The sequence below is a fragment of the Streptomyces sp. NPDC000594 genome (assembly GCF_040299965.1).
Classification (GTDB): domain Bacteria; phylum Actinomycetota; class Actinomycetes; order Streptomycetales; family Streptomycetaceae; genus Streptomyces.
The window spans coordinates 37,086-55,649 of the sequence record NZ_JBEPCY010000034.1; the positions used below are offsets into that span (position 1 = coordinate 37,086).

The window sequence follows — 18,564 nt, forward strand, 5'->3', positions numbered from 1 at the left end:
AGCCACTGGACTATGTCAGGGAGCTGTTGTGAACCCCTTCCTGGAAGCGATCCTCGACGACCGGCCGGCCAAGGTGTTCGAGGATCTGGACCTTCCCGACGAGTACACCGCCGCGCATCTGCGCGCCGAGGACACCGGGATGTTCGGCGATGTCGCCGACAAGGACGTCAGGAGATCGCTGCGGGTCGGCCCGGTGCGGATGCCGGAGCTGGCCCCCGACGAGGTCGTGGTGGCGGTGATGGCCAGTTCGATCAACTACAACACGGTGTGGTCGGCGACGTTCGAGCCGCTGCCGACCTTCGACTTCCTGCGTCGGTTCGCGGCGCGGGGAGGGTGGGCGGCGCGTCACGACCGCCCGTTCCAGGTGGTCGGCTCGGACGCGGCGGGCGTGGTCGTCCGGGTCGGTGCCAAGGTCAGCAGGTGGCGGCCCGGCGACCATGTCGTGGTGCATCCGGTCCATGTGGACGAAGAGGAGCCGGTGACCCACGCCGACGCCATGCTCGGCACCGAGATGCGCGCCTGGGGCTATGAGACGAACTACGGCGGCATGGGCGAGTTCGCCATCGCCCGTGCGAGCATGCTGGTGCCCAAGCCACCCCATTTGACCTGGGAGGAGGCTGCTGTCGTCCCCATGTGCGGCAGCACCGCCTACCGGATGCTCGTCGGGGCGAACGGGGCTCGGATGACGCAGGGCGATGTGGTCCTGGTGTGGGGCGCCGCCGGTGGCCTGGGCGCCTACGCGGTGCAGTTGGTCAAGAACGGCGGTGGTATCCCCGTCGCGGTGGTGGGCTCGGAGCGCAAGGCCGAAGCGGTCCGCCGGCTGGGCTGCGAGGTGGTGGTCAACCGAGCCGAGATCGGGCTGAGCGACGACCCCGATCCCTCTCCGGAGGACACCATCGCCGCGGGCAAGCGGCTGGGGCGCATCATCCGCGCGGAGACCGGCAGCGATCCGCAGATCGTCTTCGAGCATGTCGGGCGCGCCACCTTCGGTATCTCGGTCTTCGTCGCCGGGCGCGGCGGCACGGTGGTCACCTGCGGTTCCAGCACGGGCTACCACCACGAGTTCGACAATCGCTATCTGTGGATGCGGCTCAAGAAGGTGGTCGGCAGCCACGGCGCCAACCTGGACGAGGCCGCGCGGACCACGCGCCTGGTGTCGCAGGGCGGGATCATGCCCACCCTGTCCGCGCTGTACCCGCTCGACCGGGCCGGTGAGGCGACCCGGCTGGTGCAGAGGAACCAGCATGTCGGAAAGGTCGGCGTGCTGTGCCTGGCCCCGGAGCCCGGTCTGGGCGTCACCGCGCCGGACGTACGCAGGCGTATCGGTCCGGAGCGGCTCAACCCGCTGCGGGAGTTCGCGCCCTCGTCATCACTGTGAAAGGAGCACCCCCGATGGAAGAGCTGACGGAAGAACCGACGGAAGAACCGATGGAAGAGCTGGCGGAACGTCATCTGGGAAACGCCCTGTCCGCGTGGGGCCTGGACGTGGAGTACGTCCGGGCGCAGGGCGACACGGTCCATCTGGCGGAGCCCGACGGTGGGCAGCGGCCGGTCACCGACTTCGTCGGCGGCTTCGGCTCGCTGTTCTTCGGGCACAACCACCCGGAGCTGGTGGCCCACGCCAAGGCCCTGCTGGACGGGGGGACGCCCAGCCACGCCCAGCTGTCCCGGCGCACCGAGGCCCAGCGGGTCGCGGCGGCGCTGAACACGATCGCACGGCGGGAGCTGGACGCCGGGGAGCCGTATGAGGTGGTGTTCGCCAACACCGGCGCCGAGGCCGTCGAAGCGGCGATGAAACACGCCGAACTGGCGCGGGTGTTCCGCCTGGGCGCGCTCGCCGAGGAGGTTGCGGGCCATGTCCGGGACGTACGGGAGCGGTCGCGGTCCGGTGAGACCCGGCTGTCGGCCGCCGCCGCGGAGCTGGCCGGTCCCGGCGGGGACATCGCGACGCTGGTGGCGGAGGTGGAACGGCACAACACGAAGGCCATGGGCCGGGAGCCGGTGTTCTTCGCCCTGTCCGGCGGGTTCCACGGCAAGCTGGTGGGGTCCCTTCAGCTCACGCACAACCCGACGTTCCGGCTGCCGTTCCAGGCGCTGGGGGCACGTGCCCGCTTCGTTTCCGCCGACCACCCCGAGGAAGCCCTGACCTACGTCGAGGCGGAGCGGCCGTACCTGCTCGACCTCGTCACCGAGGACGGCTCGGTGGACGTGGTACGGCGGCCGGTGCCATTCGTCGCCGCCTTCCTCGTCGAGCCCATCCAGGGCGAGGGGGGCATCCGGGAACTCACCGCCGAGCAGGCCGAGCGGATCGCCGACGTGTGCCGGGCACTCCGGTGTCCGGTGGTGGTCGACGAGATCCAGACCGGTGCCGGGCGCACCGGGGCCTTCTTCGCCAGCGCGGAGATCGGTCTGACAGGTGACTACTACACCCTGGCGAAGAGCGTCGGCGGTGGCCTGGCGAAGACGTCGATGCTCCTGGTCAGGCGATCGGCGTATGTCAAGGAGTTCGAGCTGCTGCACAGTTCGACCTTCGCCAAGGACAGCTTCTCCTGTGGGATCACCGAGAAGGTCCTGGAGATGCTGGAGCGGGACGGCGGCGCCGCGTACCGCCGGGCCGCCGAGCGCGGGGCACGCCTGCGTACCGCACTGGAGAGGGTCGCCGCCGAGTTCGGGGACGTGGTGCACGGCGTGCGCGGGCGGGGGTTGCTGCTCGGATTCGAGTTCGCCGACCAGTCGGCGTCCGGCTCGGCGGTGATCCGCAACTACGCGCGCTCCGGGTTCTTCGGTTTCGCCGTCTCCGGCTTCCTCCTGCGCACGTACGGTGTGCGGCTCATGCCGACGGGCAGCTCCCCGTACACCCTGCGGCTTCAGCCGTCGTACAACATCGACGACGCCGCGATCGACCAGCTGGCGGCGGGCCTGCGCGGGGTGTGCAGGATACTGCGGCACCAGGACGCACTGCACCTGGTGCACCCGCTGACCGGTGGGGACAGTCCGGTACCGCGCACCGGGATCCGGGACTTCCGCCCCTCGGCACCGGCCGCCGAGGGGGGTGAGCCAACGGCCACCCGGGTGGCCGTCGAGGGGGGCGGGGCGACGGCCGTCCGGGTCGCCTACGTGGCCGATCTGGGCACGCCCGAGGCGCTGCGGCAGTTCGACCCCTCACTCGCGGAGCTGGACGACATCACCCTGCGGGCCTTCGTGGCACGGTCGGCGGCCGTGCGTGCCATGGCTCCGTGCCCGCCGGTGCGCCACCGCGCGGCCGACGGTGGCACGGTCGAGGTGACGGTCTTCCCCCTGTTGGTCGAGAGCGGCGCGGGGGCCGTGCCGGGAACCCTCACCGCCGATGTCGCGGGGCAGGTCGCCGCGGCACGGTCCGCCGGGCACACGGCCGTGGTGGTGAGCCCCGTACTGCGGCGGCTGACCGGAACCGGGGATCCGGCGGGGGCGGTGCCCGCGCCCAGGGGGTTCGCGCTGCCACCGGGGTTCGGCGTCGACGGCGACCCGGGTCTGCTGCCGGCGGAGCTGGCCGAGGTGCTGACGGTCTGACCACCTCTCCACCACGGCGAACGGCCCTGCGGACGCGTCTCCGCGCCCGCAGGGCCGTTCATCGCCCGTACGCATCGCCCGTACGTTTCGCCCGTACGTTTCGCGGCGTCAGAACAGCAGGGACACCGGGGCCCCCGTCCCGAGCAGTGATCGGGCATAGTCCTCGAAGATCATCGGCCGGTTGAGGGCGGTGTGGCGGCTGCCGATCTCCAGGTCCCGCCAGTATCGCTGCACCGGGTGGGACTGCGCGAACCCGCTGGTCCCCGCCAGGTCCAGCAGACGCTGCATCGCCTCGCGGCAGCGCTCCAACGAGCTGACCATGTGCATACGCAGACGGGCCCGCTCCTCCGGGGTGGCGTCCTCGCCCTCGGGCACGGCGTCGAACCCGTCGGCCACCGCGAGCATGTGGAGCATGCCGGTGTCGATCAAGTGGGTGGCCTCGGCGAATTCCTGTTGCACCGACAGGGAGTCGATCGCGCGGGAGTACGTGGAGAAGGCGAGGGGTTTGTGCTCCTCCAGCTTGGCCCGGACCACGTCCAGCGCCCCACGGGCCGCCCCCACCAAGGAGGAGAGGGAGTGCAGATTGCCCTTGATCAGGACGGTCGCCGGGACCAGGGGCTCGGGTGCGCTGTCCTCCTTGAGCGGAGCGAACCCCATGAAGCGGTCCGGTACGAAGACATCCTCCATCACCATCGCATGGGTACCGGTGCCCAGCAGCCCGGCTACCTTCCAGGTGTGCTCGATCCGCGAACCGCTCGGGGGAGTCAGCAGGTTGGCCACGCCCGTCTGCTCGCCGTCCTCGTAGATCGGCACCCAGGCGAGAAAGGCCCAGTCGGAGATCTCACAGCCGGAGGCATAGGGGAAACGGCCGCTGACCCTCACTCCGCCGTCCACCTTCTCGCCCCGCAGCTGGGGGTCGAGGGTGGCGGCCGAGAGCATCAGGGCATCCGGGTGGGTGCCGTATATCTCCCGCAGGCCCAGCTCGGGCATGAGCATGACGAGGTCCACGGAGGCCGCGTGGTTGGCGGCGATCCACCCGGTGGAAGGACAGCCCCGGCCCAGCTCCGAGAGGATCTCCACCTGCTGACGCATCGACAGCTCCCAGCCACCCCACTCACGCGGTGTGCTCAGCCGGAGCAGCCCCGCCTCGCGGATGGCGGCCACGCTCTCGTCCGGGACCCTCGACTCCTTCTCGGTCTGCTCGGCGTTGCGCCTCAGCAGGGGGATCAACGCCTGTGCCCGCTCGATCAGATCCGCATGGGTGGGGACCTTCTCGACGGTCGATTGAGACATGATGGCTACTCCTTGTGGGCCGTTCGCGGGTGTTTTCCTCCCCTGTTCCCGGGAGGCGGGCGAAACGACCGGCGGACGCGCGGCAGAGCTGCACGCCGTGCCGCAACGTGCCCGTGACGGCACACGCTAGCTGGCGTTTCCGCGCATCCGTCCACGGCGCTGTAATCGCCCGTCTTCCGGCCGCGCCACCTGCGAGAGAACGGCCGATGGAAGCCGCTGCATAGGGTTGACGTGTGGATGAAGGAGCAACGGTGTATGAGGTACCGCGTCCCATCAGCATCGTGGGCATCGGAGGTTCGACCAGGCCGGGTTCGACCGCCGAGCTGGCCCTGCGTGCGACGCTGGCAGCCGCGGCGCGTCTCGGCGCGCGGACCACGGTCATCGGCGGCGCCGAGCTGATCATGCCCCTGTACGACCCGGGTGAACGCCCACGGGACCGGTGCCGGCCGGCCCGGCGGCTGCTGGACGCCGTGGCCGAGGCCGACGGAGTGGTGATCGCCAGCCCCGCCTACCACGGCAGCACATCGGGGCTCATCAAGAACGCCCTGGACCACATCGAGGAGCTGCGCACCGACCGACGCCCCTACCTCACCGGCCGTGCCGTCGGCTGTCTGGCGGTGTCCCAGGGCTGGCAGAGCGGCGTGGCCACACTGGGAACACTACGGACGATCACCCACGCGCTGCGCGGCTGGCCGACACCGCTCGGTGTGGTGGTGAACACCTCGGCGGTCGGTTTCACCGAGGACGGCTCCTGCACGGATCCTCATGTGCGGGAGCAGATGGAGACCATGGCCCGGCAGGTGGTGGAGTTCGCCAGGACGCCCGTCCACTGAGCCCGCGCTCGACCCGCCCGGACGGGAATGCGGCCCTCATACGGAGGAGTTGTCCGGGAGGAGGCCGAACATCCGCACCGCCTCGGCACGGGAATGAGGGGGAAGATGCGCATCGGGGAACTCGCGGAGCGCGTCGGGGCGAGCACGCGCTCGCTGCGCCACTACGAGCGGCAGGGGCTGCTGGCGCCCCTCCGCGACAGCAACGGGTACCGGGAGTACGACGAGGCCGCCCTGGTGCGGGCGCGCAACATCAAGGAGCTGCTCGCGACCGGGCTGACCACCGAGGACGTGCTCCACTACCTGGAGCACGGCTGTCTGGACCGGCCGCTGACGGAGGCGCCGGCGTGCACCGGTGAGCTGGACACCGTACGGCAGCGGCTGGAGTCGCTGGAGAGCCGGCTCGCCCGGCTCCAGGAGCAGCGGGACCGGCTCGCCCGGCACGGTGCGGAGCTGGAGGCGTCCCTGGGGCACGGGCCTGCGGCGGAGGCCGCCCGGGGGCGGGGATAGCGGACAGGGGGCGGGGGTGGCGAACGGGGGCATCGGGCCCGGCGGTTGACGTTGACACCGGTGGCAAGCTCCTACCGTCCGGGCATGGCTACTGAAGTGAAGGACGCGGCCCGGCCGCGCGGTTCCGGGTGGCTCGTCTGCCTGCTGTTGACAACATTCGTGATCGGAACGGATGACTTCGTGATCGCGGGGGTGCTGCCCGAGATCGGATCCGATCTCGATGTCAGCACGGCCGCCGCCGGACAGCTCGTCACCGTGTTCTCTGTGACCTATGCCGTGGCCGCGCCCCCGCTCGCCGTGGCCACCGCCCGGCTGCCCCGTAAACCCCTGATCGTGGGCGGGCTGACCCTCTTCGCCGCCGCCAATATCGTCACCGCCCTCGCCCCCGGCTACGCGACCCTGACCGCCCTCCGTGTCCTCACCGCGCTGATCGCCGCCGCGATCACCCCCGCGGTCTTCGCCATGGCCGGCCGCGCCGCCGCGCCGGAGCGGGTGGGGCGGGCGATGGGTACGGTGGCCATGGGGCTGACGGCCTCCCTCTTCGTCGGGGTCCCCATCGGCACCCTGCTCTCCGCCTCCTTCGGCTGGCGCTCCACCTTTGTCGCCGTCGCCCTCCTCACCCTCACCGTCGCCCTCGCCTCCTGGCGGCTGCTGCCCGAGCTGCCCGGAGCACCCGGGACGGGGGTACGCCGGCAGCTGCGCGTCCTCTCCCGCCCGGCGGTCCTGCTCTGCGTCGCCGGTACGGTGCTGGGCGCCTCCAGCGGGCTGATGACCTACACCTATATCGCCCCGCTCACCCACGACCTCACCGGAAGCAAGGGCCCGGTACTGGCCCTGTTCATCGCCGTCATCGGGGTCTTCGGCGCCCTCGGCACCTTCGTCTGCGGACGGCTCACCGACCGCTGGGGCGCCGACCGCGCCCTGTCGGCCACCTTCGCCGGGCTGGTCGCGTCGACCGCCGCCCTCGCGGTGACCGGTCTGCTCACCGACGACGCCCCGATCTGGCTGGTGGTCCCGACCCTGGCCGCCTGGGGCTTCGCCGGCTGGGGCTTCAACCCGCCGATGAACGCCCGTGCCCTGATGCTCGCCCAGGACGCGGAAGCCGAGGCGGTGGCCCTCAACACCAGCGGCCTGTACGCCGGTATCGCGGTCGCGGGCGCCGTCGGCGGCTGGGCGGTCTCCGCCCACGGCGGCACCGGGGTCGCGCTCACCGCCACCGCCATCGGAATCGCCGCCGCGCTGGTGATCGCGGGATCCATCCGCCGGTACCCCAGCCGCCCCGTGGCACAACAAAAGGTCCCGGTCTCCGCAGCGGAGACCGGGACCTGAGTTGAGCGCTGGGCAGGCCTTGCACCTGCATCCCCCCACGGGAAGTGGGGTGTCTTTCCTTGGACCACCAACGCGCGGCCCGCCACCGGCCCATCACCGGCGCGAACACAAGATCCACTATAGCGCACGGGCGCACGGGGTCCGGATACACACGGTCCGGGCCGCAGCGACTACGACGGGTCCCAGCTGTCGCGGGAGGCCGAACTCCGGGGCAGGTGACGGTTGACGAGAACTGAACTCGAAGACATGGTCCCTCACTGGGCTGGTGTCGCAAGGCTGAGCGGGCGGTGTCGCTCACAGCGCGCAGCCCGGAGCGGCGGTGAGGCCGCTGTGGGCGGCCGGGCATCTCATCAAATCCATTGGATGGGCGAACCGACCATACGCCGACCCTTCCGGATCGTGTCAAGTGAAATAGATGACAGACGGGCATTGCCGACCCTCATCTAGCCAACTAGATTCCCTCCGGGTAGTGAACTGCCGTCCCCGGCCAGGGAGTTTCTTCCGGATCAGGCTGGATCAGGGAGCGGGGTCTGGTGCTGTGCATCGCAAGGCGGAGGATTGAGCCACTGCGGAGCATTGGTGATTGACGACAACGCGGCGAGGTGCGGTGCCAGGGCACGCGAGCCCAGCAAGATCCGGAAGAGACGACCTAGGAGTAGTGATTCAACGAGATGGGTGAAGCGCCCACCGGTCGCGGGACGATCGCCGACCGGCTGACGTGGCTGATCAGAACTCGGCACCCGAACGGCACCGGCCCCTCGACCTATGACGACATCGCTCAGCGCAGCAGGGAACTCGCGGTCGGCGCCGAGAAGGGGATCAGCCACCAGACGGTACTGAACATCGCGTCCGGCGCCGTCACCAATCCCGGTATCAACTCGGTGAAAGCCCTGGCCAGGGTCTTCCAGGTATCGGTCGGCTATCTCCTGGGCGAAACCGACAGTCTGTCGGCGGAGCCCTCCCCGGGCGCCGTCGGCCGACCGGCCCCGGAGACCGTCCCGGCGAACCCGGCTGACCCGACCGTACCGGCGGACCCGGCCGTGCCGGTGGAGCGTCTGGCCCGGCGGCTCGACCGCCTCTTCACCTCCGTCGTCCCCGCGGGGCGGGCCCCGTACAGCGAGGAAGAGGTCGCCGGCGCCCTGGCGCGCGAGGGGCACCGGATCACCGCGGACGAGATCGCGGCACTGCGGAACGGCGAGGCCACGACGGCTCCGTCGGGTGACCTCCTGGCGGCGCTCGCCGGGTTCTTCATGATGCCCGTGGCCTACTTCGAGGACGCCGCCGCCGGCCGGGTCTCGGAAGAGGATCTCAAGGTGCTCGAAGCACTCAGGAGCGTCGGCGCCCGCGAGATCGCGATGCGTGCGATGGCCGATCTCGACGAAGAGGCGTGCCAGGCGCTCGTCCCGATGATCGAGCATCTGAGCCAGGCCGGACGCCGCCGGCGGATGTGATGCCCAGCGGTGAGTCATGGCCTTGATCGAGCAACGGCCTTGAGCAATGGCCTTGAAGCAATGGTCCTGAGCACTGGCCTTGAGCTGCCGGCCTTTCCCGGCCATGGCACATGAAGGGTTCTTCCCCGGGCTGCCGACACGGTGGCCGCACGGGCCATGCGTCCGGTGAGCAACGGGAACACACATGGAATTTGTTCGCTGGCAATGGCCGGCCACGCATCCAGGGGGAACAAGGATGGACGACAAGTCACTGCTACGTCACTGTGCCGAGGTGATCGAACAAATCGAGATCACCGCGCCGTACGACGCGAACGCGGTCTGCGACGCCCTCGAACGCATCCGGCAGCGCGAGATCTCGCTGGTGCCGATGGCCATGCCCACCAGGCCCGGCAGCCCGTGCGGACTGTGGGTCGCCACCGATGAGGTCGACTACATCCTGTATCAGAGCAACACCAGCAAGGCCCACCGTGCCCATATCGTCCGCCATGAAGCCGGACATATGCTGCTCGGACATACCTCGACCCAGGCCAACAGGGACGAAGTGGCACAACTCCTGATGCCCACGCTCAGTCCCGACCTCGTGCGGACCGTCCTGGGGCGCACCATCTACACCAGCGCGGAGGAGCGGGCGGCCGAAATGGTGGCCTCGCTGTTACCCCTGCACGCCCGTAAGACAGCCGAACAGGCACGGCGCAACCGGGCGCTCTCCCCTGCGGAGGAGAATCTCGTGAGGCACCTGGAACGCTCCCTGGAGCGCAACTCCGGAGGAATGTAGGTGCTCCACAACACCGTCTACGGCATCCTCGCGGTCATTTCGTGGAGCGCTTTCTTCTACAAGGCCAAGGATCTCCGCAAGGACCCGCGCAATCCCGAGTTACGGTTGCTGTGCCTGGCCATCGCCACCTTCGCCGCCCCCTTCGTCCTGGCCGCGCCCTGGCTCTATGTCCGGCTCGACGCCCTGTTCGGCTATCCGAATCTGATGACGCTCCCGGTCTATGTCTCGGTCGCGACCTGCCTCACCTCATGGCTGGCGCTGCTCGTCCGCTGGTCCTCCGCCAAGTCGAAGGTGCGCCTGCGGTACCGGATCATCGTCGGCTACGCGGTCCTCTCCGTCGTCGCGATGGTCATCCTGTTCTTCCTGGGGGATGTCAGCGACGGCGAGCACCCCATCGACTTCGACGCCCACTACGCCCACACTCCGTACATCACCCAGTTCCTCTTCGTGTACGCGCTGCTCTACACGGTCAGCATGACCGGGCTGCTGGTTCTGTGCCGGGAGTACGCCAGGACGGTGGACAGGCCCTGGCTCCGCCGTGGTCTGCGGGTCGTCGCGCTCGGTGCGGCCTTCGGTCTCGGCTATGCGCTACCGAAGATCATCTCGCTGCTCTGGGACTCCGCCTTCACCGACGCCCTCAACAGCTATGCCGCCCCGATGTCGGCCAGCACCAGTGCGGCACTCTTCGCCGTGGGGATCACCATGCCGGCCTGGGGCGTCGGTCTGGACCGCGCACGCGAGTTCCGGCGGGACGCCAGGGCCTACCGCACCCTCCATCCGCTGTGGAGTGCCGTGACCGAGGCATTCCCCCATGTGGTGCTGATCAAGTCCCCGCCCCCACGCTCCGCCCCTGGATACCCCCGCGACCCGCGTCGCCTCCTCGGCCGCTGGGTCATCGAGGTACGCGACGGTCGCCTCGTACCACGCCCCCATGACGATCCGGAGGTGCACCACACCTCCAGTGAGCTGAAGCTGCTGGTCAGTCGGCAGATCACCGAGATCCGGGACGGTCAGCTCCTGCTTCTCTCCTACTATCGGAAGCCGATCGCGGAGCAGGCCCGCGCTCGTGCGCGGAGGGATCGCCTCACCGCCGATCGCGCGTCGGCGGTCGTGGAGGCCTCACAGATCGCCGCCGCGCTCCGGGACCTGGCCGCCGGCCGGCCGCTGCCGGAATCGACCCCCGAGACACCCCACGATCCGGCGGACGGGGACATCGAGGAGGAGCAGGCCTGGCTCATGCGGGTCGCGTCGGCCTACCACTCCTCCCCCATCGTGGCGGACTTCCGGACCGCCCTCCAGGACCCTTCCCCGGAGCCCACCGCGCGATGACCGACTCCGGTGTGTTCGGCCCCGCCCTGCTGGCCGACCCGCACGACGGCTTCCGCCGGCTCCGGGCCGCCGGCGCGGTCCACCGAGGTCTCACCCCGGACGGCGAACCCGTCTGGGTGATCGTCCGCTATCGGGAGGCCCGCAGCGCCCTCGCGGACCCACGGCTCTCGCTGAACAAGGCCAACGCCCGCACCGGGGAGGAGTACCGGTCCTCCATGCCCCCCGAGCTGGACGCCCACCTCCTCAATATGGACGCCCCCGATCACACCCGGGTCCGGCGACTGGTCGCCGCGGCGTTCACCCCCCGTCGGATCGAGGGTCTGCGGACCCGGATCCAGCAGCACGCCGACGAGTTGCTCGACGCCGGCCGGCACCGCCGGTTCGACCTCATGCCGGCACTGGCCGAGCCGCTGCCCATGACGGTGATCTGCGACCTTCTCGGCATCCCCCTGGAGGACCGGCGGGACTTCCGCTCCTGGACCGGCTCCCTCATGTCCCCACGGCCCGGAACAGCCACGGAGTCCCGGACCGCCATGAGGAACATGCACCGGTTCCTCCTCGATGTCCTGGCGCGGAAGCGGCGCGATCCCGGCGACGATCTGCTCTCCGATCTGCTGTCCTCCCACGACGAACACGACCGGCTCGACGAGGGCGAACTCGTCGCGCTGAGCTTCCTGCTCCTCTTCGCCGGCTATGACAACGCCGTACATCTCATCGGCAACGCCACGCTGGGCCTGCTGCTGGGACCGGCGGGCTTCGGGCCACTCGCCCGCGGGGAGGTCTCGCCACGGCAGGTCATCGAGGAGACCCTGCGCTGGAACCCGCCCTTCCCGATGGCCGTGCGGCGCTTCGCGACGCGGGATCTCACCATCGGCGGGACCGCCATTCCCGCCGGGGGACGTATCTGGGTGGCCCTGCTCTCCGCCCATCGCGACGAGGCGCACTTCGACGCGCCGGATCTCTTCGACCCGGGCCGGGCCCCGGCACATCTCGGCTTCGGCCACGGCGCCCACTACTGTCTCGGCGCCGCTCTGGCACGCCTTGAGGCAGAGGTCGCCCTCACCACCCTCGCCCGCGTACGACCCACGCTGGAACTCGCCGTACGACCGGAGAGGCTGAAGTGGTGGCCGTCCTTCCACAAACGCGGGTTGGAGGCCCTCCCGGTCCGCTGGTAGACCCGGATCGGCGCCGCGCCTCCGCAGGTATGCGTCAGTCTGTGGGCCGGAACATCTCACCCGTCAGAGCGCGGAAGATCTCCTCGGGGTCCCGCCCGTCCAGCGGGCCGTCGAGGTTGTGGGAGAGCAGCAGCGTCGCGAAGCCGTGCGCCATCGACCAGGCGGCCATGAAGCCGATGGCCGGATCGTCGCTGTACCCCTGGACGGCCGTACGGAGCCGATCGCGCGTCCGTTCGCGTGCGGCGAGGAGTTCCGGGTCGTCCGGGCGGAGGAGTTCCGGGCGGAACATGGTCTGGAAGTGTGCCGGGTGCGCGGTGGCGAAGCGCACGTAACGGACGCCCAGGTCGCGGAGGTCGTTCAGGTCGGGGAGGTCGCGGAGGTCGTCCGCCCCGCCGAGCGCGGCGGACAGCAGGCCGTGGCCTTCGACGGCGATGGCGGTGAGGAGGCCCGCGCGGTCCTTGAAGTGGTGTGCGGGTGCGGCATGGGAGACGCCCGCACGGCGGGCCAGGTCGCGCAGGGACAGGGCCGCCGGCCCCTCGGTGGCGATGACATCGAGGGCCGCGGTGAGCAGGGCCCGTCGCAGATCCCCGTGGTGATAGGCGCGTTCGGTGGTCATGGGGGCAGGCTAACGCAATCTAGTCATTGACAAGACTGCCGGTCGGCGGCAATCTAGTCGATGTCAAGATATACGGGTGGCGAGGCGGAGGAGCCGGTATGGGCAACGACGACGGGCGCACACGGCAGATGTGGCACCTCCTGGAGCCCCTGCACGCCGTCCTCTACTACGCGCCAGAGGTCTTCGAGGAGATGAAGGCGCTGGGCTATGACGCCGACGATCGCTGGCCCAGCTACTTCCCCTTGCGGGCGGCGCCGCTCGGGGCGGCCGGGCCCCGCCGGGTGGCCTCCGCGTTCTACAACTTCAGCCCGCACATGGTCGCCGAGCACATCCCCGCCGCCTGGGACATCGCCCCACCGGACGCGGTGCTCGCGGCCCGGACGCGCGGCATCGACCGGGCGTACCGCGCCCTCTTCGGCGCAGCGACGGAGAGCCCCGATCTCGCCGAGGCCGCCGCGCTCGCCCGCCGGGCGGCCGAGGCCGCACCCACCGAGGGCCGCCCGCTGGCCGCCGCGAACGCCGAACTCCCCTGGCCCCGGCAGCCGCACCTCGTGCTGTGGCACGCCGCGACGATCCTGCGCGAGCACCGCGGCGACGGCCATCTCGCCGCGCTCCTGACCGCGGGCCTCGACCCCGTGGAGGCGCTGGTGTCCTTCGCCGCGATCGGCGCGGCGCCGACCGAGGTCTTCGCGAGCCGCGGCTGGAGCGAGCCCGCCTGGGCGGCCGCCCGTGAACGCCTCTCCGCACGAGGGCTGCTCAACCCCGACGGCACCGCGACCGACACCGGCCGCGCCCTGCGCGCCGAGGTCGAGCGCCACACCGACGAACTGGCCACCGCCCCCTGGCAGACACTCGGCCCCGAGTCCACCGCCCGCCTCGCCGACCTCCTCGACCCCCTCTGGCTCACGACTCTCGGCTCGGGGCTGCTGCCCCGCGAGAACACGCTCGGCATCGGGAAGATCTGACATCCCGTCGCCGTACGGCGCCCACGGCGCGGACCGCGCAGGTCGAAGGGCACGAGGGGTGGGCACGAGTCCTTCTGTTGGGGCGCGGAGCCGTGCCGACAGGAGACCTCAGTCTCCGCTCCCCGCCGTCTCCTCCAGCAGGGAGAGCAGCCGGTCCGCCGGGAAGTCGACGTCCTCCGGCCACCCGGCGACCATGGCCTCCAACATCGGGCGATGGGCCGTCGAATCGTGTTGTGCCAGCGCCAGCCCCGCCACGGCCTGAAGGGTGATGCTCGGCAGCTCCAGAGCCTGGAGGAGGTACTCCTGGGCGAGGAGGGGCGGCCCCTCAGCGACGGCGTTCAGGGCGAGCCAGCGCACGGCTTCGGACCGGTTCGCGTCGAAGGCCGGCCGGGCGACCGCTGCGGTCAGGGACTTCGCCTGTGTGCTGTCCGATCCTCCCGCCTCCAGGATGGTGTCCGCCGCTCTGACGGCGGCGATCAGGGCCTCTTCGGTCCCGGCCGACTCCAGCGCCGCGCGGATCAGCTCCGTGTCCTGCGGCCCCGCGAGGAAGCCGAGGACGGAGAGGGCCACCACAGAGTGCTCCTCCTCGGCCGTCGCGGACGCCAGGATGCCCCGCGCGCGTTCGAGGACTTCGTCCTTGTGAACCGTCAGGGAGTTCTCCCCGCCGTGCCGCGTCATGACCTCACAGTGCCGATAGAAGTCGAACGCCACGCACACGGCAGACGTGTCACCGCTCCGGAGCAGTCCGAGGAAGCTCTCGGTCGTCCGTTCCCTGCCCTTGGGGAAGAGCAATGCCACCCGCAGGCTCTCCAGTTCCGGGTCTGCCAGTTCCTGCTCTTCCCATGCAATCACCGCGTTCCACCCCGATTCACTATCTGTCCTCATGCGGCAGGACGCGCAGGACTTCGCCGCCCTTCCCCTCGTACCAGGCCCGTTCCGCCATGATTTCCTTCTCGGTGAGCCACTCTATCGCCTCCGGGGGAATGGCTCCGAAGACGAGCACTTCCTGTGTGCGGACTACGTCCTCGACGGTCTTCTTCGTGTTGATCTGCCACTTCTTCTGACCCTCGGCACCGGTGAGGTCGCGCAGATTCTTGGGACTGATGTACGACAGGTCGATCTTGATACGATCCTTCTTCGCTCCGAACAACTCCCCTTGCGGGTTTCTAATGTCCCCCGAGGTGACTTTGGTGGCGGAGACCCAGGGACTCTTACCCGACCGCCCGTCGACATGTGTGAACTCGGTGATAACCTTATTCGTTTTGGCGGGAATCCCACGACTCGGACGCGCATCGATGTTTTCCCGATCCCAGGAGGTCACATTTCTCACGACCATCCTGGGGACGAAGTTCCCGGCTGCGTCGATCACATAGTGCTCCTCCTTGTTCTCCAGCTTGGAGTTGGAGATGTTCGCATCGACAAAGATGGTTTGATCGCCCATCGTATTCACAGCCACATAGTCCCTGGCCCGGCGGAGTTGCCCGATAGCACTGTTCCGGGCCTTTTCGTCATCCCTGCCGAGGAAGAGCACCCACGCGTCCCGGGTCATGGGATCCCAGATCAGCCGGTACCCGTTCGCCACTGCCTCCTTGACCCCGGGGAGGGCACTGACAACGTTTCTGACCTCCTTGATCTGGACCGGTGCGTGCTCACGCTTCGGAAGCTGCGACAGAGCCTGGCCTATCTCCACCCGCAGGGGTTCCAACTGGTCGGGAATGGAGAACGCCTTGAAGTAGGCCTCCGGGTTCAGACGGGCTCGGATGTTCCAGACGAACGATCTGCCCAGCCTGGTCGCCTTGAGTTCGGCCAGACCGTACTTGCGTCTGATCAGCGCGAGGCGCACATGGAGGAGCAGGCTCAACCGCCGGCCGCTGTCGGTGAAACGCCGGGCCTCGGCCACCGCCTTGCGGAGGCGGTCCTCCTGCTCTGCCGCCGTCTCCCGCCGGTCCTTCCTGCGGTCACTTCCAGGGCGGCGGGGGTCGCGGCGTCCGCCCGGTGGGCCGAGGGCAGGCCGCCCGCGCCCGCGATCGGGTCGACGGCCGGGACGCACGGGCGGTCGGGTTCCGTCCCGCCCGTTCCCGGGGCGGGTCCGCGCGGGCCGGTGGCGTCGGATGAGTGTGGCGATGCGGTCGATGGCTTGGTCGATGAGGCGGTTGACGGGTCGGGACATGGTCTGGACGATCTGGCGTACTCGTGCGGTGATGCCTCCGATGCCGATGAGGGCGGCGAGGAAGGCGAGGAGGACGGGGATGGCGCGGGCGAGGGCGCGTTCGATGAGGGCGGGGACGGCTCCTGTGGCGCCGCGGGCGATGGCGATGACGGAGTCGAGGACGGCGTTGACGAAGTCGATGATCTGGCGGGCCCGGGTGACGACGAAGGTGACGACGTCGATGATGAGTTTCATCGCGCGGACGAACGCGGAGGCGGGGTTGAGGAGGGAGAGGATCCACATGATCCCCGCAGTGACGATGGTGGGGGTGGCGTAGGCGATGACCTTGTCGAGGAGGGTCTTGCGCAGGTCCCCGACCTTGTTGCGGACGTCGTCCCAGAGCGCGGCGACACCCCGCCGTCGCACGTCCGCCACGACGGGGAGCGCGGTCTCGGCCGCCGCGACGGCCTCCTCGGGGACGCGGCGGGTGAGGCGGGCGCGGATGTTGGCCCAGGAGAGTCCGAGGAGGGAGGCCAGCATCGTGAACACGCCACGGGTGTCGAAGCGGGCGGGGAGCTGAAGCCCGGCCGATGCGGTCTGGCCCAGCAGCCAGCCCATGATGCCCTGCTGGAGATGGGTCTTGATGTTCTTGAGGAAGAGTTTCAGGCCGGCGCCGACCCCGGTGACCAGATTCCTGAGGAAGCCGATGGGGTCCTTGAGGATGAGCATGATCGCGGTGCCGGCCTTCGCCAGCACCCCCATCAGGAGTTTACGGAGTTCGTTGATGGTGTTGATGGCGCCGGTGATCGCGTCCTTCGCCTTGTCGACCAGGCCCTTGTTCTTCTCCTTCTCCGCCGCGATCTCACTGTCCACGGCCTTCAAAGCGTCGGTGTACCGGGCGGCGAGGGTGTCGACGAGTTCGGTGCCCTTGTCGTCCACCGACCGGGCCAGGTCCTCGAACCGGCCCTGGAAATCGGCGGCCGCCTGCCGGCCGATCGCCCGCAACCCCACCGGCAGCCGCTTCACCTCCGCCTGAAGCTCGGAACGCCCCTCCCTGATCCGCTTCTTCGCCCGCCCCAGCTCGGCGGCGATCAGATCCGCGATCCCGGCGATGACCTCCTTCATCCGCCGGATGTAGTTCCGGCGGGCGGTGTCGAAGATCCTGTCCGCCTCCGGCGGCAAACCCTTGAACAGATCCCTGCCCCAGCGGGCGAAACCCGCGGGGTTCGGGGGGTAGCGGCGGCGCTTGTAGGCGGCCATCTCCCGCTTGTGCTCGACGGTGAGCGCCTCCCGCGCAGCCTTCTCCTCCCGCGTGAACCGCTCGTCCACCTTCGTATCGAGACCGGTGAGGATGGCCTCGACGTCCTTCTTCATGCCGTCGAACACCGTCTGGAGCCTGGCGGTGACCTGCGCGCGCTGCTCCTCGTCCCGGGTCTGCGCCCCGGTCTTGCCCGCACCCACCTGCTGACCGGTCGCCACCCGGGCCCCGGCCATCCCCGCCATCGCCGTCGACCCGGTGCTCTTCGCCTCGCCGGTCGCGGCCGTCAGCTCCCCGGCCTCATGCCTGCGCATCCGCCCCGGGGCAGCCGCCGAGTGCTGCTCGGCCTTCTTCTTGTGGCCGAGCGCGCTGGTGAACGCGGGCTCGTTGCCTTTGCGGAGCTGCGTCTCGGTGACCTGCGCCGCTGCCATGTCACGCTTGACCCCTGCCGGGCCGGCGGAGAGGTCGGTCGCGGACGGCGGGAGACGGTCGGGGACAGCATGGGCGGCGTTCGGCGCGGCCGGGGCACCCGGGGGGCGGTCCGCCGCCAGAGGGGTGACCTCCTTCACCACCGCCGCCGACGTGTCCGGCGGCGCGGCCGTCGTATCGGTGATCTCCCCGGCGGAGGCTTCCTTCCCCTCGCCGACCTTGCCCTGGACCTCGGCCTTCACCTCCTCGGCCTTGCCCGAGTCCGCGAACTTGTCCGCCTGGTCGAGATTCTCCGGCGCGCGGTCCGTGATCGCCTTCTCCACCGCCGCGACGAACGCCGCCTTGTCGAACGTCCCGGGCTCGGCCTCGTTCATCCGCTCCGCGTTGACGGTCTTGCCCTGGGCCTCGGCATCGTCCTTCGGCGGCACCGCGGCCGCCTGCGCCGCGCCTGCCTCCACCCGCGCCGGCGGATGCGACGACGCCACCGCCCGCTTCTTCCGCCCCACATCCCCCTTCAGGACGACGAATTTCGGGTCCGCATGCGGACCCGAACGCCGCACCGACCCGGCACCACCCGAGGAGGAACCGGACGGCGCACGATCAGCCCCCGACCTCCCCGCCCCCGGATCCCGGCCCAGCGCCTCCGCGACCGCCCCGTTCCCCACCCGGCCCTGCGCCCCACGCGGCGGACGCCCCACCGGACGAACGGAACGACCACCCCCCGGACGACCCGACAGAGACGCCGCCACCACGGCATTCGACACCGGCGCCCCCGCCCCGCGCGCCGGGCGGCCCGATAACTCCCCCCGACCCCGGTCAACAGCCGCAGCCGGCCCCGCGCGCTGCGGCCGAGGCACCGGCGACCTGGGGGCTGTCATCTGCACCGGCCTCCCTCACACCCCCCGT

The 18,564-nt window shown here is 70.1% G+C and carries 14 protein-coding genes; 10 read left to right on the forward strand and 4 right to left on the reverse strand.

The window, feature by feature from the left end:
* Window positions 1–28 precede the first annotated feature (28 nt).
* A complete protein-coding gene (gene ccrA / locus ABT354_RS30940; protein WP_502983531.1) occupies window positions 29–1,378 on the forward strand; it encodes a crotonyl-CoA carboxylase/reductase in 1,350 nt (449 codons plus the stop codon).
* 14 nt (window positions 1,379–1,392) lie between these two features.
* Window positions 1,393–3,549 carry an aspartate aminotransferase family protein gene (locus ABT354_RS30945; RefSeq protein ID WP_351499897.1) on the forward strand — a complete coding sequence of 719 codons (2,157 nt, stop codon included), beginning with the start codon at window positions 1,393–1,395 and terminating at the stop codon, window positions 3,547–3,549.
* Between the two features lie 108 nt (window positions 3,550–3,657).
* Here ABT354_RS30945 and ABT354_RS30950 read toward each other — a convergent pair whose 3' ends face one another.
* The gene (locus ABT354_RS30950) at window positions 3,658–4,842 is read right to left on the reverse strand and encodes an acyl-CoA dehydrogenase family protein (protein WP_351499899.1); all 1,185 of its coding nucleotides are present in this window, start codon (window positions 4,840–4,842) and stop codon (window positions 3,658–3,660) included.
* A gap of 251 nt (window positions 4,843–5,093) precedes the next feature.
* Between ABT354_RS30950 and ABT354_RS30955 the strand changes: the two genes are divergently transcribed.
* From ABT354_RS30955 to ABT354_RS30985, 7 genes are all read left to right on the forward strand, one after another.
* Entirely contained in the window at window positions 5,094–5,675 is a 582-nt protein-coding gene (locus ABT354_RS30955; RefSeq protein ID WP_351499901.1) for an NADPH-dependent FMN reductase, read from the forward strand.
* 105 nt (window positions 5,676–5,780) lie between these two features.
* Entirely contained in the window at window positions 5,781–6,182 is a 402-nt protein-coding gene (locus ABT354_RS30960; RefSeq protein ID WP_351499903.1) for a MerR family transcriptional regulator, read from the forward strand.
* An 84-nt stretch (window positions 6,183–6,266) separates the two neighbouring features.
* The gene (locus ABT354_RS30965) at window positions 6,267–7,511 is read left to right on the forward strand and encodes an MFS transporter (RefSeq protein WP_351499905.1); all 1,245 of its coding nucleotides are present in this window, start codon (window positions 6,267–6,269) and stop codon (window positions 7,509–7,511) included.
* Between the two features lie 671 nt (window positions 7,512–8,182).
* Window positions 8,183–8,962: a helix-turn-helix domain-containing protein gene (locus ABT354_RS30970; protein WP_351499907.1), complete on the forward strand. Its 780-nt coding sequence runs from the start codon at window positions 8,183–8,185 to the stop codon at window positions 8,960–8,962.
* 235 nt (window positions 8,963–9,197) lie between these two features.
* Complete coding sequence (locus ABT354_RS30975) at window positions 9,198–9,737, forward strand: ParH-like protein (protein WP_351499909.1); 540 nt, start codon at window positions 9,198–9,200, stop codon at window positions 9,735–9,737.
* On the forward strand, window positions 9,738–11,066 hold the full coding sequence (locus ABT354_RS30980; protein WP_351499911.1) for an MAB_1171c family putative transporter: 1,329 nt from the start codon (window positions 9,738–9,740) through the stop codon (window positions 11,064–11,066).
* A complete protein-coding gene (locus tag ABT354_RS30985) occupies window positions 11,063–12,241 on the forward strand; it encodes a cytochrome P450 family protein (protein ID WP_351499913.1) in 1,179 nt (392 codons plus the stop codon). The genes ABT354_RS30980 and ABT354_RS30985 overlap by 4 nt, the downstream gene beginning before the upstream one ends.
* 34 nt (window positions 12,242–12,275) lie before the next feature.
* Here the strand turns inward: ABT354_RS30985 and ABT354_RS30990 are convergent, their stop codons facing one another.
* The gene (locus ABT354_RS30990; RefSeq protein ID WP_351499915.1) at window positions 12,276–12,857 is read right to left on the reverse strand and encodes a TetR/AcrR family transcriptional regulator; all 582 of its coding nucleotides are present in this window, start codon (window positions 12,855–12,857) and stop codon (window positions 12,276–12,278) included.
* Between the two features lie 98 nt (window positions 12,858–12,955).
* Between ABT354_RS30990 and ABT354_RS30995 the strand changes: the two genes are divergently transcribed.
* Window positions 12,956–13,822: an SCO6745 family protein gene (locus ABT354_RS30995; protein ID WP_351499917.1), complete on the forward strand. Its 867-nt coding sequence runs from the start codon at window positions 12,956–12,958 to the stop codon at window positions 13,820–13,822.
* 108 nt (window positions 13,823–13,930) lie between these two features.
* Here ABT354_RS30995 and ABT354_RS31000 read toward each other — a convergent pair whose 3' ends face one another.
* Window positions 13,931–14,674, reverse strand: coding sequence for a hypothetical protein (locus ABT354_RS31000; protein ID WP_351499919.1), 744 nt, complete (start codon window positions 14,672–14,674; stop codon window positions 13,931–13,933).
* A 19-nt stretch (window positions 14,675–14,693) separates the two neighbouring features.
* Window positions 14,694–18,143 carry a phage tail protein gene (locus ABT354_RS31005; RefSeq protein ID WP_351499921.1) on the reverse strand — a complete coding sequence of 1,150 codons (3,450 nt, stop codon included), beginning with the start codon at window positions 18,141–18,143 and terminating at the stop codon, window positions 14,694–14,696.
* Window positions 18,144–18,564 lie beyond the last annotated feature (421 nt).

Bases quoted from the DNA above. Each gene is read 5' to 3' on its own strand.
- ABT354_RS30960 (WP_351499903.1), top strand. From the start codon at position 5,781: ATGCGCATCGGGGAACTCGCGGAGCGCGTCGGGGCGAGCACGCGCTCG.
- ABT354_RS30970 (WP_351499907.1), top strand. From the start codon at position 8,183: ATGGGTGAAGCGCCCACCGGTCGCGGGACGATCGCCGACCGGCTGACG.
- ABT354_RS30950 (WP_351499899.1), bottom strand. From the start codon at position 4,842: ATGTCTCAATCGACCGTCGAGAAGGTCCCCACCCATGCGGATCTGATC.
- ABT354_RS30985 (WP_351499913.1), top strand. From the start codon at position 11,063: ATGACCGACTCCGGTGTGTTCGGCCCCGCCCTGCTGGCCGACCCGCAC.
- ABT354_RS30990 (WP_351499915.1), bottom strand. From the start codon at position 12,857: ATGACCACCGAACGCGCCTATCACCACGGGGATCTGCGACGGGCCCTG.
- ABT354_RS30995 (WP_351499917.1), top strand. From the start codon at position 12,956: ATGGGCAACGACGACGGGCGCACACGGCAGATGTGGCACCTCCTGGAG.
- ABT354_RS30965 (WP_351499905.1), top strand. From the start codon at position 6,267: ATGGCTACTGAAGTGAAGGACGCGGCCCGGCCGCGCGGTTCCGGGTGG.
- ABT354_RS30975 (WP_351499909.1), top strand. From the start codon at position 9,198: ATGGACGACAAGTCACTGCTACGTCACTGTGCCGAGGTGATCGAACAA.
- ABT354_RS30945 (WP_351499897.1), top strand. From the start codon at position 1,393: ATGGAAGAGCTGACGGAAGAACCGACGGAAGAACCGATGGAAGAGCTG.